This window comes from Streptococcus sp. cx1 (assembly GCF_052384325.1).
Lineage (GTDB): Bacteria > Bacillota > Bacilli > Lactobacillales > Streptococcaceae > Streptococcus > Streptococcus salivarius_G.
In genome coordinates, this window is sequence record NZ_JBQSUN010000009.1 from 15,675 (window position 1) to 34,523 (window position 18,849).

The window sequence follows — 18,849 nt, forward strand, 5'->3', positions numbered from 1 at the left end:
TACTGACTAAAAGCTAAAGCATTTGTCAGTAGACGCTTTGCCCTATGGGGCCAAAGCTGGAGACCTGACTAGTATTTTTAGATAAAAAGATGGTTTATCTAAAAATACGTCGCAATTTTTCTCGAAAAAAGAAAAGGAATAAACAAATGACAAATAAAAATGCGTATGCCCAATCGGGTGTGGACGTTGAAGCAGGTTATGAAGTTGTTGAACGTATCAAAAAACATGTTGCCCGTACAGAGCGTGCAGGTGTCATGGGAGCTCTCGGTGGCTTCGGTGGTATGTTTGACCTTTCAAAAACAGGTGTCAAAGAGCCCGTTTTGATTTCAGGTACAGATGGTGTCGGTACTAAACTCATGCTTGCTATCAAGTACGATAAACATGATACTATCGGTCAAGACTGTGTGGCTATGTGTGTTAACGATATCATCGCTGCAGGTGCTGAGCCCCTTTACTTTCTTGACTACGTAGCGACTGGTAAAAATGAACCAGCTAAATTGGAACAGGTCGTTGCTGGTGTGGCTGAAGGTTGTGTGCAAGCTGGTGCTGCCCTCATTGGTGGTGAAACTGCTGAAATGCCTGGTATGTATGGAGAAGACGACTATGATTTGGCAGGTTTCGCGGTAGGTATCGCAGAAAAATCTCAAATCATTGACGGTTCAAAAGTGGCTGAAGGTGATGTGCTTCTTGGACTTGCCTCAAGCGGTATCCACTCAAATGGCTACTCACTCGTTCGTCGTGTCTTTGCTGATTACACAGGTGAAGAAGTCCTCCCAGAACTTGAAGGCAAAAAACTTAAAGACGTTCTTCTTGAACCAACTCGTATCTACGTCAAAGCAGCTTTGCCATTGATTAAAGAAGAATTGGTTAACGGTATTGCCCACATCACAGGTGGTGGTTTCATCGAAAATGTACCACGTATGTTCTCAGATGACTTGGCTGCTGAAATTGACGAAAGCAAGGTCCCAGTACTTCCAATTTTCAAAGCCCTTGAAAAATATGGTGACATCAAACACGAAGAAATGTTTGAAATCTTTAATATGGGTATTGGTCTCATGCTTGCGGTGAAACCAGAAAATGTGGAACGTGTCAAAGAACTTCTTGACGAACCTGTTTATGAAATCGGTCGAATTGTGAAGAAAGATGGCGCAAGTGTGGTGATTAAATAATGGCTAAAAGGATTGCTGTGTTTGCCTCTGGCAACGGCTCAAACTTCCAGGTGATTGCGGAACAATTTCCAGTAGAATTTGTCTTTTCAGATCACCGTGATGCCTATGTCTTAGAACGTGCCAAAAATCTAGGTGTAGCTAGCTATGCCTTTGAACTCAAGGAATTTGACAATAAAGCAGCTTACGAAGAAGCTATTGTCAAACTCTTGGATGAACACCAGATTGATTTGGTTTGTTTGGCGGGTTATATGAAAATCGTTGGCCCAACCTTGCTAGTAGCTTATGAAGGCCGTATCATCAATATTCACCCGGCTTACCTTCCAGAATTTCCAGGTGCTCATGGTATTGAGGATGCTTGGAATGCAGATGTTGACCAGTCTGGTGTGACCATTCACTGGGTGGATTCTGGTGTGGACACTGGTAAGGTTATCAAACAAGTCCGTGTGCCACGACTAGCTGATGACACGATTGAAAGCTTTGAAGCTCGGATTCATGAGGCAGAGTACAAGTTGTATCCGGAGGTGTTGGATAGTTTGGGAGTGGAGAGGAAATGATGAATTATAACGAATTGGATGGTTATAAACTTTTTTTTGAAAAAGTCTTTCCAAGTATGTCTGATACAGATATCTTAAATGAGCTGTGGAATTTTGCAAATACTTCGCTTTATAAAATTGAGTATCCAGAGGCAGGGGAAGCTTGGAAAGATTTAAAACAGTCAATTGATGAAAGAAGTAAAGGCATAAACAAGCGAGGCAATACTGTTTATGTTCGTACATTTGGTAATAAGAAAGATAGAGAATCTGAGGAATTGCTGAGGTGTTTTTATAAGCACGTTTATGGTATTGACTTTATTAAAATAGATAAAAGCAATAACCAAAAGCCAACTTCTGTTTTACAAAAATACACGGACTATAGTAAAAAGAATAGTAATAAGAAAAAGAAATTAGTAAATTACCAAATATCACATATATTTGGTAAAACACTTAATTGCTACGCATTTGCTGCCCCATGGAATGTAGTATATTTACCCAAAATTTTAGACCCATTTACTGGTCATGAAAGCAAAGGTTTTTTAACTAGAGAATTCACAAAAAAACTGCAAAAAATGATGCTCGAAAATTATAAGGATATGATTGTAGAATATAATGAAAAAATGGAATCTATTTTTACGGACAAAATTAAGAGTTTTAAGTTTCAAAAGGAAGCTTTAATCACTAAATTTGGCAAAGATAGGGTGGAAAAATTTTTTGACGAAATAGATAAAAATTTTTCAAAAATTGAATTACCAAAGGAGGAATTATGACTAAACGCGCACTAATTAGTGTCTCAGACAAAGCGGGCATTGTTGAATTTGCCCAAGAACTCAAAAAACTAGGTTGGGATGTCATCTCAACAGGTGGTACCAAAGTTGCCCTTGATAATGCTGGTGTCGAAACCATTGCTATTGACGATGTGACTGGTTTCCCAGAAATGATGGACGGTCGTGTGAAGACTCTCCACCCAAATATCCACGGTGGTCTCCTCGCTCGTCGTGACCTCGATAGCCACCTTCAAGCGGCTAAGGACAATAATATCGAATTGATTGACCTTGTTGTGGTAAACCTTTATCCATTCAAGGAAACCATTCTCAAACCAGACGTGACTTACGCTGACGCAGTTGAAAACATCGATATCGGTGGGCCATCAATGCTTCGTTCAGCAGCTAAAAACCATGCTAGCGTAACAGTTGTGGTAGATCCTGCTGATTATGCTGTTGTTCTTGACGAATTGTCAGCAAACGGTGAAACAAGTTACGAAACTCGTCAACGTTTGGCAGCGAAAGTATACCGTCACACAGCTTCATACGACGCTTTGATTGCAGAATACTTCACAGCTCAAGTGGGTGAAACAAAACCTGAAAAACTCACTTTAACTTATGACCTTAAGCAACCAATGCGTTACGGTGAAAACCCTCAACAAGACGCAGACTTCTACCAAAAAGGTTTGCCAACGGCTTACTCAATTGCTTCAGCTAAACAGCTTAACGGTAAAGAATTGTCATTCAACAATATCCGTGACGCTGATGCCGCTATCCGTATCATCCGTGATTTCAAAGACCGTCCAACAGTTGTGGCTTTGAAACATATGAACCCATGTGGTATCGGTCAAGCTGACGACATCGAAACAGCTTGGGATTACGCTTATGAAGCCGACCCAGTGTCAATCTTCGGTGGTATCGTCGTTCTCAACCGTGAGGTAGATGCTGCGACAGCTAAGAAAATGCATGGTGTTTTCCTTGAAATCATTATTGCACCAAGCTATACAGATGAAGCGCTTGAAATCTTGACTACCAAGAAGAAAAACTTGCGTATCCTTGAGTTGCCATTTGACGCTCAAGACGCTAGCGAAGTGGAAGCAGAATACACTGGTGTTGTTGGTGGACTTCTCGTTCAAAACCAAGACGTTGTTAAAGAAAGTCCAGCTGACTGGCAAGTGGTTACAAAACGTCAACCAACTGAGACAGAAGCGACAGCTCTTGAGTTTGCTTGGAAAGCTATCAAGTACGTCAAATCAAACGGAATCATCGTGACTAACGACCACATGACACTTGGTGTTGGTCCTGGTCAAACTAACCGTGTGGCTTCCGTCCGCATCGCCATTGACCAAGCTAAAGACCGTCTTGACGGCGCTGTTCTTGCTTCAGATGCCTTCTTCCCATTTGCAGATAACGTGGAAGAAATCGCTAAAGCAGGTATCAAGGCTATCATCCAACCGGGTGGATCAGTACGTGACCAAGAGTCAATCGAAGCAGCTGATAAACATGGTTTGACAATGATCTTTACAGGCGTTCGTCACTTCCGTCATTAAGAACTTACGAAACATCCAAGCAATTGGATGTTTTTTAGATGCCTTAAGTTTCCTTTAAGGTCTCCCAGCTATACTAATACCATCCTAAATATCTTTTCTTTTTCATAAATTTCCTAAGAGCTCAGCATCCGCTGGGCTTTTTTCTTTCAGTGCATCAAAAAAAACAACCGTTCTCACGATTGTTCAATAGATTTAAACCTTTTCAAGGACAGATTGGGTTACCCAAGTCTTGCGATTTCCGATTTGGACGAGGATGCCGTCGCTTGGTGGGTCAATAGCAAGCACTTTGAAGTTACCTGGAATAGTAAAGGTCTCACCAGGATTGAGGTACTGATCTGAAGTTGGATTGCCTTGTGCATCAACTTCAAGAACTGGTCCAGGGTCAACGATATTGTGTTTGGTTGGTGTACCTCCAGCTAAATCTTGGCTGGTGATGTTACCTCCTACGATTGATGTGACACGGAAGGTCCCTGTGAAGCGGACGGTATCGCCAACCTTGATAGAAGAGTTAGCAGGATTTCCATTTTGAGCTCCTGGTTCGAGGTCTTTAAAATGGATATAGCCAGACACTTGACTCTTATGGAAACTGCGTTTATGGTATTTCTCAGGTCCTTGCCCAGCATTATAGTTGTATTCTTCAATAGTCACCTGATCACCATTCACCTCGGCTACCCAAGCAACATGCCCCATATGACCAGCTCCATTGACACCGGCCGAGAACCAGGCGATGCTCCCTACAGCAGGATTCATGTCCACACGGTGACCATTGGCACGTGCGATACTACCCCAAGTGATGGCATTTCCATAACCTACAGGCAGAGTGAAACCGTTGGTGTTACTGAGGCGATAGGCCGCAAAGGATGTACACTGACGCCAGTACATGGTCCATGGATCGACACCGAAGCCACCGTATTTCCAAGAGGAAGGATAGTCATCTCCGAGGACAGCCGCCTGAGCAGAGCTGCCACACGAAACCGAAACAGTCGCTAGACAAGCTAGCGGTAAGAGACAATTTAGTAATTTTTTCTTCATTTTAACCTCCACTTACCTATTCGCAGTTTTTCAGGAAAATGAAGATATTTTTGCGTTTAAGCCTCCCTTAAGCTGCTCAGGATATACTATCATTAATCCTAAATAACTTTTTTCATTTTCATAATCTCCCAAGAGGTGGTCCAAGTGGCCGCCTTTTTTATGTTCAAATTTGGAAACATACTCATATCTCCGAACAAATATGTTATAATGGTTATGTATAATTCGTGAAAATTGCTAATTTTTCCGAATGATTGTCGTTAACGGGCATTTGCCCCTAGTCTTATTTGATATTGAGGTATCTTTCAAATGAAACTTTTGGTTGTTGGTTCTGGTGGTCGTGAACATGCGATTGCCAAGAAATTATTGGAGTCTAAAGACGTTGAGCAAGTTTTCGTGGCTCCTGGTAATGACGGGATGACATTGGACGGTCTTGATTTGATCAATATCGGAATTTCCGAACATTCTAAGCTGATTGACTTTGCAAAAGCGAACGATATTGCTTGGACCTTTATCGGTCCAGATGATGCGCTTGCGGCTGGAATTGTGGATGATTTCAATGCAGCTGGTCTTAAGGCTTTTGGTCCGACCAAGGCTGCGGCTGAGCTGGAGTGGTCTAAGGATTTCGCTAAGGAAATCATGGTCAAATACGACGTTCCGACAGCAGCCTATGGCACATTTTCAGATTTCGAGGAAGCCAAGGCCTACATCGAGGAAAAAGGCGCTCCAATCGTCGTCAAGGCAGACGGCTTGGCCCTAGGTAAAGGTGTCGTCGTTGCTGAAACGGTTGAGCAAGCCGTCGAAGCTGCTCACGAGATGCTTTTGGACAATAAATTCGGTGATTCAGGTGCGCGAGTGGTCATCGAGGAATTTCTTGACGGGGAAGAGTTCTCTCTCTTTGCCTTTGTCAATGGGGACAAGTTCTACATTATGCCAACGGCTCAGGACCACAAACGTGCTTATGATGACGACAAGGGTCCTAACACTGGTGGGATGGGGGCTTATGCGCCGGTTCCTCACTTGCCACAGAGCGTGGTTGACACAGCTGTTGACACTATTGTCAAGCCAGTTCTTGAAGGCATGATTAAAGAAGGTCGTCCCTACACTGGTGTCCTTTACGCTGGTCTTATCTTGACAGCTGACGGGCCTAAAGTCATCGAGTTCAACTCTCGCTTTGGCGATCCTGAAACGCAAATCATCTTGCCTCGTTTGACTTCTGATTTTGCGCAAAATATCACTGACATTTTGGATGGTAAAGAGCCAGCTATCACTTGGACGGATAAGGGTGTGACACTTGGTGTGGTTGTAGCCTCAAACGGCTACCCACTCGCTTATGAGAAAGGTGTCAAGCTCCCAGCCAAGACAGAGGGCGACATCATCACTTACTATGCCGGTGCTAAATTCGCTGAAAATGGACAAGACCTCCTCTCAAACGGCGGACGTGTCTACATGCTAGTCACAACAGCAGACATCGTCAAAGACGGCCAAAACATCATCTACAACGAACTCAACAAACAAAACACAGAAGGTCTGTTCTATCGTACGGATATCGGTAGCAAGGCGAACAAATAAAATTTCAAAAGCGACGAAGTCGCCAATCCGATAAAGGTCGCCGTGGTGAAAAGACCAGAACAGCATCTGTTCTGGTCGGGGGAAACTTTGAGACTTTAGGCTCAAAGTTTAGGAATGAAACCGAAGGTTTGCTTCCGTCCCCACCACCTAAGACCATTATCAAAAAAGAAAAGGAAAAATTATGACTAAACCAATTATTTCCATTATCATGGGCTCAAAATCCGACTGGGCAACCATGCAAAAAACCGCTGAAGTCCTCGACAACTTCGGTGTCGCTTACGAAAAGAAAGTTGTTTCCGCACACCGTACACCGGACCTCATGTTCAAACATGCCGAGGAAGCACGTAGCCGTGGCATCAAGGTCATCATCGCAGGTGCTGGTGGCGCTGCTCACTTGCCAGGTATGGTTGCTGCTAAAACAACCCTTCCAGTCATCGGTGTACCAGTCAAATCACGAGCTCTTAGCGGTGTAGATTCGCTCTATTCTATCGTTCAGATGCCGGGTGGTGTACCTGTCGCAACCATGGCTATCGGTGAAGCTGGTGCGACAAACGCTGCCCTCTTTGCCCTCCGTCTCCTCTCAGTAGAAGACAAGGCCATTGAAGATGCGCTTGCTAACTTTGCTGAAGAACAAGGAAAAATCGCAGAGGAGTCTACAAATGAGCTCAACTAAAACCATTGGTATCATCGGTGGTGGCCAACTCGGTCAGATGATGGCTATTTCAGCTATCTACATGGGCCACAAGGTTATCACCCTTGATCCTGCAGCAGATTGTCCATCTTCTCGTGTGTCTGAGGTTATCGTGGCACCCTATGACGACGTAGACGCCCTTCGCCAGTTGGCGGACCGCTGTGATGTTCTCACTTATGAGTTTGAAAATGTCGACGCTGACGGCCTTGATGCTGTTATCAAAGACGGTCAGCTCCCACAAGGAACAGACCTGCTTCGCATTTCACAAAACCGTATTTTTGAGAAGGACTTTCTCTCAAACAAGGCTCAAGTGACTGTTGCTCCTTACAAGGTTGTGACATCTAGCCTTGATTTGGAAGATATTGACCTTTCTAAAAAATACGTCCTCAAGACAGCGACAGGTGGTTACGATGGCCACGGTCAAAAAGTCATCACATCAGCCGACGATTTGGAAGAGGCAAATGCACTTGCTAACTCAGCCGAGTGTGTCTTGGAAGAGTTCGTTAACTTCGACCTTGAAATTTCAGTCATCGTGTCTGGTAACGGCAAGGATGTGACGGTTTTCCCAGTTCAGGAAAATATCCACCGCAACAACATCCTATCTAAAACTATCGTTCCTGCCCGTATTTCTGACAGTCTAGCTGAGAAAGCTAAAGCTATGGCTGTGAAGATTGCTGAGCAACTTAACCTCTCTGGTACCCTCTGTGTGGAGATGTTTGCGACAGCTGATGACATCATCGTCAACGAAATCGCACCACGCCCACACAATTCAGGGCACTACTCAATCGAGGCCTGCGACTTTTCACAATTTGACACGCATATTTTGGGTGTTCTCGGAGCACCACTTCCAGCAATCCACCTCCATGCACCTGCTGTCATGCTCAACGTCCTCGGCCAACATGTCGAAGCAGCTGAGCGTTATGTCACAGAAAATCCAAGCGCCCACCTCCACATGTATGGTAAACTAGAAGCGAAGCACAACCGCAAAATGGGGCATGTGACTTTGTTTAGTGATGAACCAGACAATGTGGTTGAGTTTGGGAAAGGGATTGATTTTTGTGAAGGAGAATAAGATTAAAGAAAAATTTGATTTTTTTACATCAGATTATCTAGAACTCCAGCATAAACGAATATTTGTCTCACTATTAATAATAATTGAAAGTAGATACCACGTTTTTAAGAATAATAAAGTTAATCAATTAGTTGCTAGATACTGCAAGGATGTTGGAATACATATACCCGATGAATTAAAGATTGGTAATGGTAGAACAATTGCTAATGCATTTATAAATAAACTTCTGGTTGAGTCTGGTTTTGATTTAACGAATAAGAAGTATAGTGAAGAGTATATTTTTTATAAAGTAAATTCCCTAATTGATAAAAAGATTGATGATATTATTGATATGTATCCTAGAGATAAATTACTTGTTAATTTAGTTGTATTTGCAGATTTTGTATCTACTTTATCACAGAATGACTTTGTGGCTATAAATAAAGATGTTGATAGAAATAATATTGAAAAAATACTTAATCTTTTCCGAGAAATAGATGATACAAAAAATGATTTAAGACAATCTTTATTAGGAGAAATAAAGGAATCAACAAATTATTTGTTAAATAGAGTATTGCTTGCTCAAGATAGAAATGTTTTTGATGAGCTTGAAGCAGAGAAATATTTTGAAAAGTTTGGTACTGATTATTACTTATTATTTTGTTATGGAGTTACGAAGTCTGTATTTTTATCTGATATGAATTCTCGATATCTGATAAAAAGAAGATTTAATAAATCAAAGATAACTTTTAGTTGTAATAAATGGGGTGATTTTCCTCCTAGATTATTGAGAAGAGAATTTGATGAGTTTGTAAGGTATGCTAGTAAAGAAACTTTAGGACTACAGAAATGTATGTCAGAATCTATATTTCCTAAATTCTATACAAAATATCAGTTTGATCCGTTGAAAGTTAGAGATACATTTAAAAGTGATATTAATGACTATAAAGTAAGTGATGGATATTTAATCTATCTTCCTCTATCAGAGTTATTGACTTATTTTCAAATAAACCAGATTGTAAGTAAAAAGGGGATAAAAAATGAGATACTTTTTTTGGAAAATAATGTTTTTCACTTAAAATTTTCGATTTCAATCTTTATTAAACAAATGAAGGCCAATAATATCAATTTAACAAACTTACTTCAAAAAGATATAAATGAAGGAAATATTGATAAATTTTTAAATGAGAAAGTTTATTCTAAAATAGATACAACAAAAAAAGTTAAGGAAATATTTAAAGCATTCGTTAGTAAATATGTGAAATTAAGTAAGGAAGTTAATATAAAATATTTATCCTTTGATTTTTCAAATATTTATGTATTTGCAGCAGAGTATATTAGCTTAAATAATCTTTCTATTTTCCACAAACCTTTAATAAAGTTTGGTAATTATTATCTAACAAACTACTCACTATTAAACGAGGGATTATGGCATTTAGCAGGAGATATTTTATCAAGGAATACTGGCGGTATTAATGATATTTCGAAGGATATTAAATGTTATTATGATGAAAATAAAATTCCACAGCTAAAATCGTACATATCATCAATGTATGATTTTAGTATTATCAATTGTGATTTTATGGCATCAGACAAATCTGGGACTCCAATTTATCCTAAAATTAAGAGACTGCTAATGGATGGTGAAATATCAAGGGAAATTGATAAAGGAAGAAAAAAAGAACTTGATATTATTTTTTATTCTGATAATACATTATATATTTATGATTTGAAAAATTATGGCATTCAACATTCTTTAGTCAGTATTTCTAAGCTATTAGGTAAAGTAAAAAAGGAAATATCAAAATTAAAAAAAATAAAGAAATTTATTTTAGAGAATAAGTCTATTTTTGAATCAGATTTAGGGATACAGTTTGATAATATTGAGGTTGGCATCTTGACTGCTAATTCGACAATTTTTGAGTTTTGTCCAAATATGTTCAATAATTTTTATATTGATTCTGTACAAAACTTTATATCTGAAAATACAAATAAGCACCAGATTAGTTATCTAACAGAAAGGCAAAAGGTCAATAGGATAAAAAAAATCAAGAGTAAAAAATAAATTATTAAAACAGTACGAAATTTTAGACACTAGAAGGGAGAAAATTTTTGGAAAATACCATTGTTGAAGATAATCAAGATTTTTTTCATTATAGTGTAGTACTCAATACAGAGTTTATGATAGCGGCTGATTTCATTTTTGATGGATTAGAGAGTATGATTTATGTTACTTATTTCCAGTCTTATTCAGAATCCAAATTATTCAAAGCATACTATCAACTAGCGGTTGGTATTGAAAGGATTCAAAAAATAATATTAAATTTAGCATACAATAAGTTGGAAGGAGCTAAAAAGGAAGAATTTAGTTCTCAAATCGAAAAAGCCTTTTATAATCATAATCATGAGCAGTTGAATAATCTTCTGACTCAGTACATGGAAATTAAAACAAAATTACAAAAACAGGATAACAAGTTTTTAAGTCAGTTGATGGAGTTTTATTCAACTCATCGATACAGTAAATTTCAAAAAGACACGGAGCTTACCTCTTTATTTAAATTTCATACAGGTGAAAGCTTTCAAAGGAACACGAAAAAATTTCATTATCGATTGAATGAGATTTTCGAATCAGTTGAAAAAATACTATCATTTTATTTTGATATTTTAGATATTATACAATCAAAAGTACAAAATTATTTGGGTGAAGCTGGTACGGATGCAAAGTTATTCGTAATCTACAATTTTTCAAATGTACTGAAAAAATATTTTAAATTATTTATTTTAGCTAAGTTAGAATATAGTGATAGAAATTCAGATTTTAGGCCACTATATACCGAAATGGAGAAACCTTTGTCAAAAATTGATATTTATTATGGTGGAAATGGGGTAACCGTAGTATCTGGGTTATTTGATTACTATTATAGGGAAGTTGAATCTTGTGATTGGCAAGAAATGGATTCTCCGCTTCCTTTTAGAAATGAAAGTAAGGAGAAATCAAAACTTCAATTAAGAGAATTAGATAAAATAATTGCTTATTATGAAAATAGAAACCCAGATATAAATAATTTTTTTGGATAAAATCCCTTAGAGTGAAAAAGGAGAAACAATAACATGATCGAACGTTACTCTCGCCCTGAGATGGCGAACATTTGGACTGAAGAAAACAAATACCGTGCTTGGCTTGAGGTGGAAATCTTGGCTGACGAGGCATGGGCTGAGTTGGGGGAAATCCCTAAGGAAGATGTGGCTTTGATTCGTGAAAAAGCGGACTTTGACATCGACCGTATTTTGGAAATTGAGCAGCAAACTCGTCACGATGTGGTTGCCTTCACACGTGCGGTTTCTGAGACTCTTGGTGAAGAGCGTAAGTGGGTTCACTATGGGTTGACATCTACTGACGTGGTAGATACTGCCTATGGTTACCTCTACAAACAAGCCAACGACATCATCCGCAAGGACCTTGAAAACTTCCTTAACATCATCGCTGACAAAGCGAAAGAACACAAGTTCACTATCATGATGGGGCGTACCCACGGTGTGCATGCTGAGCCTACAACTTTTGGTCTTAAATTGGCCACTTGGTACAGCGAAATGAAACGTAACATCGAGCGTTTCGAGCATGCTGCTGCTGGTGTGGAAGCTGGTAAGATTTCTGGTGCGGTTGGTAACTTTGCCAACATCCCACCATTCGTTGAAAAATACGTCTGCGACAAGCTTGGTATCCGTGCTCAAGAAATCTCTACACAGGTCCTTCCTCGTGACCTTCACGCTGAGTACTTTGCAGTTCTTGCGAGCATCGCAACATCTATCGAGCGTATGGCGACTGAAATCCGTGGTCTTCAAAAATCTGAACAACGTGAAGTGGAAGAGTTCTTTGCTAAAGGTCAAAAAGGGTCTTCAGCAATGCCTCACAAACGTAACCCTATCGGTTCTGAAAACATGACAGGTCTTGCGCGTGTTATCCGTGGTCACATGGTAACAGCTTATGAAAACGTAGCTCTTTGGCACGAACGTGATATCTCTCACTCATCAGCTGAGCGTATCATTGCACCAGACACAACCATCTTGATTGACTACATGCTCAACCGTTTCGGAAACATCGTCAAGAACTTGACAGTCTTCCCAGAAAACATGATCCGCAACATGAACTCTACATTTGGTCTTATCTTCAGCCAACGTGCTATGCTTACTTTGATTGAAAAAGGCATGACTCGTGAGCAAGCTTATGACCTTGTTCAACCGAAGACTGCCCAATCATGGGATAACCAAGTAGACTTTAAACCACTTCTTGAATCAGATCCAGAAGTAACTTCTCGCCTTACTCAAGAAGAAATCGACGAAATCTTCAACCCTGTTTACTACACTAAACGTGTTGATGAAATCTTCGAACGCATCGGTTTGGGTGACTAATTGAAGCAATACAGTAAAAAAGCAGGGCAGACCTGCTTTTTTTGATGGTGACATTTATGTCACTAGTTTTGTTCTCTTTTCAGCCTTATAATAGAGTCATCGCGAGAAAACTGTCAGAAAGGAGAAGTTAGTCATCTTAAAAGGACGACTTAGCTATTTACCGGAACTTAGCCTCCTAATAGTAAGCATTGCTTATAGTATCATCCGCATCATGAATGATTTTTGAAGTATCAAGGCACCCTCTTGGTTTTTAGACATGGATATTCCTAATGGTTCCTTATTATTACTTATTTTGCTTATTATTTTAAAAAGTGATAAAAGATAATAATATCTTAAGCTACTTTTAAGTTTATTAATATATATTATAACCATCCTAGTAAAGCAGCTAGCTTTTGTAAGCTAGAGGTAAACATAATTTTTTCATAACAAATCTCCCCGAAGAAAGTCTAGAAATCTAGGCTTTTTTCTTCTTTTTTGAGGTTTTATTAGGATATTTTAAGAAAATACTTGAAAACCCTTCCAAAACAAGGTAATATAGTTATATAAAGATTCTATTGGACAAGCGGTCACCTTGGAGGATTAGGAAGAAGAGGTTGGGAAAGCCTGTACAATCGTATCTTTTCAGTGGTCTCTGGGCTGCTGTGAAAATCCCTTTGGGGATTTTTTTCTGTGATTTAAGGTTTCTTTAAGGTAGAGAGGTTATACTTTAAGTCTCCTAAATAACTTTTACTGAACCTTGTTCAGTAAGTCTCGTTGGCTTACACTTTTTGTAGAACAACGAACTTTTCTTTTTCATAATCTCCAAAAGAGCTCAACACCATGTGTTGGGTTCTTTTTTTGGTCACTAAAAAAACGCCCTTAGGCGTTTTAAATATGGCTTACATCTCGTCTGGAGCTTCAACACCGAGAAGGCGAAGGGCTTCTTTGAGGACTGTTGCTGTTGCGTAGCAAAGAGCCAAACGGCTGTCACGTTCTGGGCTTTCGTCCAAGATACGTGTGTGCGCATAGTATTTGTTGAAGGCTTGGGCCAAGCTGATAGCAAATTTAGCAACGATAGATGGTTCAAAGTTATCTGATGCACGGTTGATGATACGTGGGAAGTCTTGGATGAGTTTGATGATTTCCCAGCTTTCAACGTCGTTTAGGCTGTATGTGGCATCTGCAGATGGCGTGAAGTCAGCCTTGCGCAAGATAGATTGGATACGAGCGTGAGCATACTGTACGTAAGGTCCAGTTTCCCCCTCGAAGGATACCATGGCATCAAGGTCGAAGTCATAACCATTCATGCGGTCTGTTTTAAGGTCGTAGAACTTGATAGCTCCGACACCAACAGCGTGGGCAACAGCTTCCTTGTTAGGCAAGTTTGGATTCTTAGCTTCGATTTGAGCTTGAGCACGGTTAACAGCTTCAGCGATAGTTGGCTCAAGTAAGATAACGTTACCCTTACGAGTTGACAATTTCTTACCGTTCTTAGTTACTAGACCAAAGGCAACGTGAGTCATGTCGTCAGACCAGTCGTAACCCATTTCTTTAAGGACAGCTTTCAACTGTTTGAAGTGGGCAGATTGTTCATTACCAACCACATAGATGGCTTTGGCAAAGTCGTAAGTACGTTTACGGTAGAGGGCAGCAGCCAAATCACGTGTGATGTAGAGTGTTGCACCATCTGATTTTTTGATGAGGGCTGGGTGTTCGATACCGTATTTTTCAAGGTTAACCACTTGGGCACCTTGAGATTCTTGGAGAAGTCCTTTTTCTGTCAAGATGTCAACGACTTCGTCCATCTTATCATTGTAGAAAGCTTCACCGTTGTAGCTATCAAATGAAACACCAAGTTCATCATAGAGACGGTTGAATTCTACTAAGCTTTCATCACGGAACCATTGCCAGAGGGCAGTTGCTTCCTCGTCACCAGCCTCCAATTTACGGAACCATTCACGAGCTTCTTCATCTACAGATGGGTCTTTTTCAGCTTCGGCATTGATACGCACATAAAGTTGAAGGAGTTCATTGATAGGGTTGGCTTTGACAGCTTCCTCGCTACCCCATTTCTTATAGGCAACAATCAGCATACCAAACTGTTTACCCCAGTCACCCAAGTGATTGATGCGGACTGGTTTGTAGCCTTGTTTAGCTACGATGTTGGCAAGAGCGTCAGCGATAACTGTTGAACGCAAGTGACCGATAGAGAAAGGTTTAGCGATGTTAGGACTAGACATATCAAAGGCAATGTTACGTCCGTGACCGATGTTTTGGTCAGCGTAGTGGTTGCCTTGAGCGATGACTTGTCCAAGAACGTCCGCCGAGATTTTTGATTTATCAAGGAAGAAGTTGATGTAAGGACCAACAGCTTCAACTTTTTCAAAGTTTGAAGCATCAATTTTTTCAGCGATGTCTGCTGCAATTATTTGAGGGGCCTTGCGCAAGACTTTAGCCAATGAGAAGGCAGGGAAGGCAAGGTCCCCCATGTCAGCATTTTTAGGGGTTTCAAGCAGATTTTGAATGTTTTCTTGTTCCAATTCGGGAACAACTTTGGCAATTTCTGCTGCAATGAGTTCTTTAGTATTCATAGGTACTCCATTTCAAATCTTGTCATTCATACCTATTTTACCATTATTTTAGTTAATAGGGTAGGGACAAGAAAGCATCTATTAGGAAGTATTGCATGAAAAAATACAAAAATTCTGTTATAATATGCAAAGAATATACATAAAAAGAGGAAAGATAATGAAGAGAGATCGTCAAGCTGTTATCAAACAGATGATTTCAAGAGATAAGATTGGGACACAAGAGGAAATTAAGCAACGCCTAGAGGCGGAAGGTATCACGGTTACTCAGGCTACCTTGTCACGTGACTTGCGTGAGATTGGCCTCTTGAAGCTTCGTGATGAAGAAGGCAGACTCTACTATAGTTTGTCTGAGCATGTGCTTCCAAGTTTGGACCCTACGGTTAAGGATTATGTTAAATCAGTTTCCCGTGCCCAGTTTATGCTGGTCCTTCACACAGAGTTGGGTGAAGCTGATGTTTTGGCCAACCTAATTGACAGTGATGGCAACCCTGAAATTTTAGGAACCGTTGCTGGGGCAGATACTCTATTGGTAATCTGTAAGGATGCTGTGGTTGCTGAAAAACTGGAAAGCGAGTTTCACTGATGAATACTCCTCATCAGGATCTCCAAAAAGCCAAAGAAGAGTTAATCGACCTCCTCAAACACCATGAGGCGGTTCTTGCTTTTCAAGAGGCTGAGAAAGCTATTGGACAGGTACCTCAAATCAGTCATCTGGCTGGACAGATGAAGGCTTATCAACAAGAAGCAGTGCTTTTTCAAAAAATTGAGAAACAACGTGCCTATGAGGAGGCAGGTGAACAAGCAGATTTGATTCAGCATGAGTTGGAAAATTTGCCTATTGTTCAGGACTACCGCCAAAAAATGCAGGATGCCAGTGACTTGATCCAATATGTGACCAAGTCTATCGAAGAAAGGATTAACGAGGAGTTAAGACATGGCTAAGGAAAAAATATCTCCAGGAATGCAGCAGTATTTGGATATCAAGGAAAATTATCCAGATGCTTTTTTGCTCTTCCGTATGGGTGATTTTTACGAATTATTTTATGATGATGCCGTTAAGGCTGCCCAGATTTTGGAAATTAGCCTAACCAGTCGTAATAAGAATGCTGATAATCCTATTCCCATGGCTGGTGTTCCTTATCATTCAGCTCAAGCCTATATTGATGTCTTGGTTGAGATGGGCTACAAGGTAGCCATTGCTGAGCAGATGGAGGATCCTAAACAGGCTGTTGGTGTGGTTAAGCGTGAGGTGGTTCAGGTTATCACGCCAGGGACAGTGGTTGACAGTTCTAAACCTGATAATGCCAACAATTTCTTGGTAGCCATTGACAAGGCTGGAAGTCGATTCGGCCTGGCCTATATGGATGTGTCAACGGGTGAATTTTTTGCGACAGAGTTGGACGATTTCAGTTCAGTTTGTAGTGAAATTCAGAACCTTAAGGCACGTGAAGTAGTAGTTGGTTATGATTTACCTGAAGCTGATGAACAGATTTTGGTCAAGCAACTCAACCTTCTACTTTCCAAGGAAACAGAGGTTTACGATGATGTCCACTTGATTGACACCAGCTTGACAGACTTGGAAAGCAGTGTAGCGGGTAAACTTCTCCAGTATGTGCACCGTACTCAGATGCGCGAGCTCAGTCATTTACAAAAGGCTCAGCACTATGAGATTAAGGATTACTTGCAGATGTCCTATGCGACCAAGTCAAGTTTGGATTTACTAGAAAATGCTAGAACGGGCAAGAAACACGGATCTCTTTTCTGGCTCTTGGATGAAACCAAGACAGCTATGGGAATGCGTCTCTTGCGAACTTGGATTGATCGTCCTTTAGTGAATCAAGCCACTATCACCGAGCGTCAGAATATTATCCAAGTTTTCTTGGACAATTTCTTTGAGCGGAGTGACTTGACTGAGAGTCTAAAAGGTGTTTACGATATTGAGCGCCTGGCCAGTCGTGTTTCCTTTGGCAAGGCTAATCCAAAAGATTTGATTCAGTTAGGTCATACTTTGGCTCAAGTACCGGTGATTAAGGCGATTTTGGAGTCTTTTAATGACGATGCCTTGTCACGTCTTTTACAAGAGTTAGATGCTCTGCCAGAATTAGAGAGTTTGATTCGGTCGGCTATTGATCCAGATGCTCCTGCAACCATTACAGAAGGTGGCATTATCCGTGCTGGTTTTGATGAGACCTTGGACAAGTATCGCAAGGTGATGAGTGAGGGAACCTCATGGATCGCAGATATCGAAGCTAAAGAACGTGAAGCATCTGGTATTACAACACTAAAGATTGATTATAACCGTAAAGATGGTTATTACTTCCATGTGACCAACTCTAACCTTAGCTTGGTTCCTGACCATTTCTTCCGCAAGGCAACTCTGAAAAATTCAGAGCGCTTTGGAACTGCTGAGTTGGCTAAAATTGAAGGTGAGATGCTTGAGGCGCGTGAAAAATCATCAACGCTAGAGTATGATATTTTCATGCGTGTCCGTGAACAGGTTGAACGCTATATTGACCGTTTGCAATCTTTGGCTAAGGCTATTGCGACAGTCGATGTGCTTCAGAGTCTAGCTGTTGTAGCAGAGACCAATCATTATGTTCGCCCTATTTTCAATGATGAGCATCGTATTGTTATTGATCAAGGCCGTCATGCAGTGGTTGAGAAGGTTATGGGCGTTCAAGAATACATTCCAAACACCATTACCTTTGATAGTCAGACCAATATTCAGCTCATCACAGGACCAAATATGAGTGGTAAATCCACCTATATGCGTCAGTTAGCCTTGTCAGTAGTTATGGCTCAGATGGGGTCTTACGTGCCAGCAGATAGTATTGACTTGCCAGTTTTTGATGCTATCTATACACGTATTGGTGCTGCAGATGACCTGATTTCAGGGCAGTCGACCTTCATGGTTGAGATGATGGAGGCTAACCAGGCTATTAAGCGGGCGACACCTAATTCCTTGATTATTTTTGATGAGTTGGGACGTGGGACAGCTACCTATGACGGTATGGCTCTGGCCCAGTCTATCATTGAGTTTATTCATGACAAGGTGGGGGCTAAAACCATGTTTGCGACCCATTATCATGAGTTGACAGCTCTGTCAAATACTTTGACACACCTTGTCAACGTTCATGTGGCGACACTTGAAAAGGACGGCGAAGTGACCTTCCTTCACAAGATTGTCGATGGCCCAGCCGATAAATCTTATGGTATTCATGTGGCTAAGATTGCAGGTTTACCAGCAGATTTACTGGAACGTGCTGACACCATCTTGACACAACTAGAGGGCGATACAGTTACCATCCAACCTCAGGAAAAGGTATCGCCTCAAGAGAAGCCTGCCACTGAAACGCATGTCAACGAGCAAATCTCTCTCTTTGATGATTTTACTGAAAATCCAGTTCTTCAAGAGTTGCGTGATTTAGATATTTACAACATGACACCTATGCAAGTCATGATGGCTGTAGCAGATTTAAAACAGAAACTATAAAAGAAGCTTGTCAATTG

15 protein-coding genes are annotated in these 18,849 nt (G+C 40.5%); 13 read left to right on the plus strand and 2 right to left on the minus strand.

Annotated features, from left to right (window positions below; all coding sequences use genetic code 11):
* The first annotated feature begins 146 nt into the window (after positions 1–146).
* From purM to purH, 4 genes are read left to right on the plus strand one after another with little or no spacing between them, the layout of a single operon-like run.
* The gene (purM, locus tag ACT170_RS10355; protein WP_410536649.1) at positions 147–1,169 is read left to right on the plus strand and encodes a phosphoribosylformylglycinamidine cyclo-ligase; all 1,023 of its coding nucleotides are present in this window, start codon (positions 147–149) and stop codon (positions 1,167–1,169) included.
* On the plus strand, positions 1,169–1,723 hold the full coding sequence (gene purN / locus ACT170_RS10360; RefSeq protein WP_410536647.1) for a phosphoribosylglycinamide formyltransferase: 555 nt from the start codon (positions 1,169–1,171) through the stop codon (positions 1,721–1,723). The genes purM and purN overlap by 1 nt, the downstream gene beginning before the upstream one ends.
* The gene (locus tag ACT170_RS10365) at positions 1,720–2,472 is read left to right on the plus strand and encodes a hypothetical protein (protein WP_315968253.1); all 753 of its coding nucleotides are present in this window, start codon (positions 1,720–1,722) and stop codon (positions 2,470–2,472) included. Before purN ends, ACT170_RS10365 begins: the two co-directional genes overlap by 4 nt.
* A complete protein-coding gene (gene purH / locus ACT170_RS10370) occupies positions 2,469–4,016 on the plus strand; it encodes a bifunctional phosphoribosylaminoimidazolecarboxamide formyltransferase/IMP cyclohydrolase (protein ID WP_444818278.1) in 1,548 nt (515 codons plus the stop codon). The genes ACT170_RS10365 and purH overlap by 4 nt, the downstream gene beginning before the upstream one ends.
* Before the next feature lie 192 nt (positions 4,017–4,208).
* On the opposite strand, the gene ACT170_RS10375 is transcribed toward purH, so the two are convergent.
* Positions 4,209–5,048 carry a CHAP domain-containing protein gene (locus ACT170_RS10375; protein WP_444818279.1) on the minus strand — a complete coding sequence of 280 codons (840 nt, stop codon included), beginning with the start codon at positions 5,046–5,048 and terminating at the stop codon, positions 4,209–4,211.
* A gap of 306 nt (positions 5,049–5,354) precedes the next feature.
* Here ACT170_RS10375 and purD point away from each other — a divergent pair, with 306 nt between their 5' ends.
* The 6 genes from purD (at position 5,355) to purB (ending at position 12,769) form a co-directional block, all read left to right on the plus strand.
* Positions 5,355–6,617, plus strand: coding sequence for a phosphoribosylamine--glycine ligase (purD, locus tag ACT170_RS10380; RefSeq protein ID WP_444818280.1), 1,263 nt, complete (start codon positions 5,355–5,357; stop codon positions 6,615–6,617).
* Positions 6,618–6,798: 181 nt separating this feature from the next.
* Positions 6,799–7,290 carry a 5-(carboxyamino)imidazole ribonucleotide mutase gene (gene purE / locus ACT170_RS10385; protein WP_410536643.1) on the plus strand — a complete coding sequence of 164 codons (492 nt, stop codon included), beginning with the start codon at positions 6,799–6,801 and terminating at the stop codon, positions 7,288–7,290.
* Positions 7,277–8,380, plus strand: coding sequence for a 5-(carboxyamino)imidazole ribonucleotide synthase (gene purK, locus ACT170_RS10390; RefSeq protein WP_410536641.1), 1,104 nt, complete (start codon positions 7,277–7,279; stop codon positions 8,378–8,380). Before purE ends, purK begins: the two co-directional genes overlap by 14 nt.
* Positions 8,367–10,424 (plus strand): hypothetical protein, encoded by a 2,058-nt coding sequence (locus ACT170_RS10395; protein ID WP_410539660.1) that lies wholly within the window; start codon positions 8,367–8,369, stop codon positions 10,422–10,424. Before purK ends, ACT170_RS10395 begins: the two co-directional genes overlap by 14 nt.
* Before the next feature lie 47 nt (positions 10,425–10,471).
* Complete coding sequence (locus ACT170_RS10400) at positions 10,472–11,437, plus strand: hypothetical protein (protein WP_410536637.1); 966 nt, start codon at positions 10,472–10,474, stop codon at positions 11,435–11,437.
* A gap of 33 nt (positions 11,438–11,470) precedes the next feature.
* On the plus strand, positions 11,471–12,769 hold the full coding sequence (gene purB / locus ACT170_RS10405; RefSeq protein ID WP_002886310.1) for an adenylosuccinate lyase: 1,299 nt from the start codon (positions 11,471–11,473) through the stop codon (positions 12,767–12,769).
* An 878-nt stretch (positions 12,770–13,647) separates the two neighbouring features.
* Here the strand turns inward: purB and argS are convergent.
* Complete coding sequence (argS, locus tag ACT170_RS10410; RefSeq protein WP_444818281.1) at positions 13,648–15,339, minus strand: arginine--tRNA ligase; 1,692 nt, start codon at positions 15,337–15,339, stop codon at positions 13,648–13,650.
* Between the two features lie 154 nt (positions 15,340–15,493).
* On the opposite strand from argS, the gene argR reads away from it, so the two are divergent.
* From argR to mutS, 3 genes are read left to right on the plus strand one after another with little or no spacing between them, the layout of a single operon-like run.
* Entirely contained in the window at positions 15,494–15,922 is a 429-nt protein-coding gene (gene argR, locus ACT170_RS10415; protein ID WP_170314548.1) for an arginine repressor, read from the plus strand.
* Positions 15,922–16,281, plus strand: coding sequence for a YlbF family regulator (locus ACT170_RS10420; protein ID WP_002889586.1), 360 nt, complete (start codon positions 15,922–15,924; stop codon positions 16,279–16,281). The genes argR and ACT170_RS10420 overlap by 1 nt, the downstream gene beginning before the upstream one ends.
* A gap of 19 nt (positions 16,282–16,300) precedes the next feature.
* Entirely contained in the window at positions 16,301–18,832 is a 2,532-nt protein-coding gene (gene mutS, locus ACT170_RS10425) for a DNA mismatch repair protein MutS (RefSeq protein ID WP_371482835.1), read from the plus strand.
* Positions 18,833–18,849: the final 17 nt, after the last annotated feature.

Bases quoted from the DNA above. Each gene is read 5' to 3' on its own strand.
- purM (WP_410536649.1), top strand. From the start codon at position 147: ATGACAAATAAAAATGCGTATGCCCAATCGGGTGTGGACGTTGAAGCA.
- purN (WP_410536647.1), top strand. From the start codon at position 1,169: ATGGCTAAAAGGATTGCTGTGTTTGCCTCTGGCAACGGCTCAAACTTC.
- ACT170_RS10365 (WP_315968253.1), top strand. From the start codon at position 1,720: ATGATGAATTATAACGAATTGGATGGTTATAAACTTTTTTTTGAAAAA.
- purH (WP_444818278.1), top strand. From the start codon at position 2,469: ATGACTAAACGCGCACTAATTAGTGTCTCAGACAAAGCGGGCATTGTT.
- ACT170_RS10375 (WP_444818279.1), bottom strand. From the start codon at position 5,048: ATGAAGAAAAAATTACTAAATTGTCTCTTACCGCTAGCTTGTCTAGCG.
- purD (WP_444818280.1), top strand. From the start codon at position 5,355: ATGAAACTTTTGGTTGTTGGTTCTGGTGGTCGTGAACATGCGATTGCC.
- purE (WP_410536643.1), top strand. From the start codon at position 6,799: ATGACTAAACCAATTATTTCCATTATCATGGGCTCAAAATCCGACTGG.
- purK (WP_410536641.1), top strand. From the start codon at position 7,277: ATGAGCTCAACTAAAACCATTGGTATCATCGGTGGTGGCCAACTCGGT.
- purB (WP_002886310.1), top strand. From the start codon at position 11,471: ATGATCGAACGTTACTCTCGCCCTGAGATGGCGAACATTTGGACTGAA.
- argS (WP_444818281.1), bottom strand. From the start codon at position 15,339: ATGAATACTAAAGAACTCATTGCAGCAGAAATTGCCAAAGTTGTTCCC.
- ACT170_RS10420 (WP_002889586.1), top strand. From the start codon at position 15,922: ATGAATACTCCTCATCAGGATCTCCAAAAAGCCAAAGAAGAGTTAATC.
- mutS (WP_371482835.1), top strand. From the start codon at position 16,301: ATGCAGCAGTATTTGGATATCAAGGAAAATTATCCAGATGCTTTTTTG.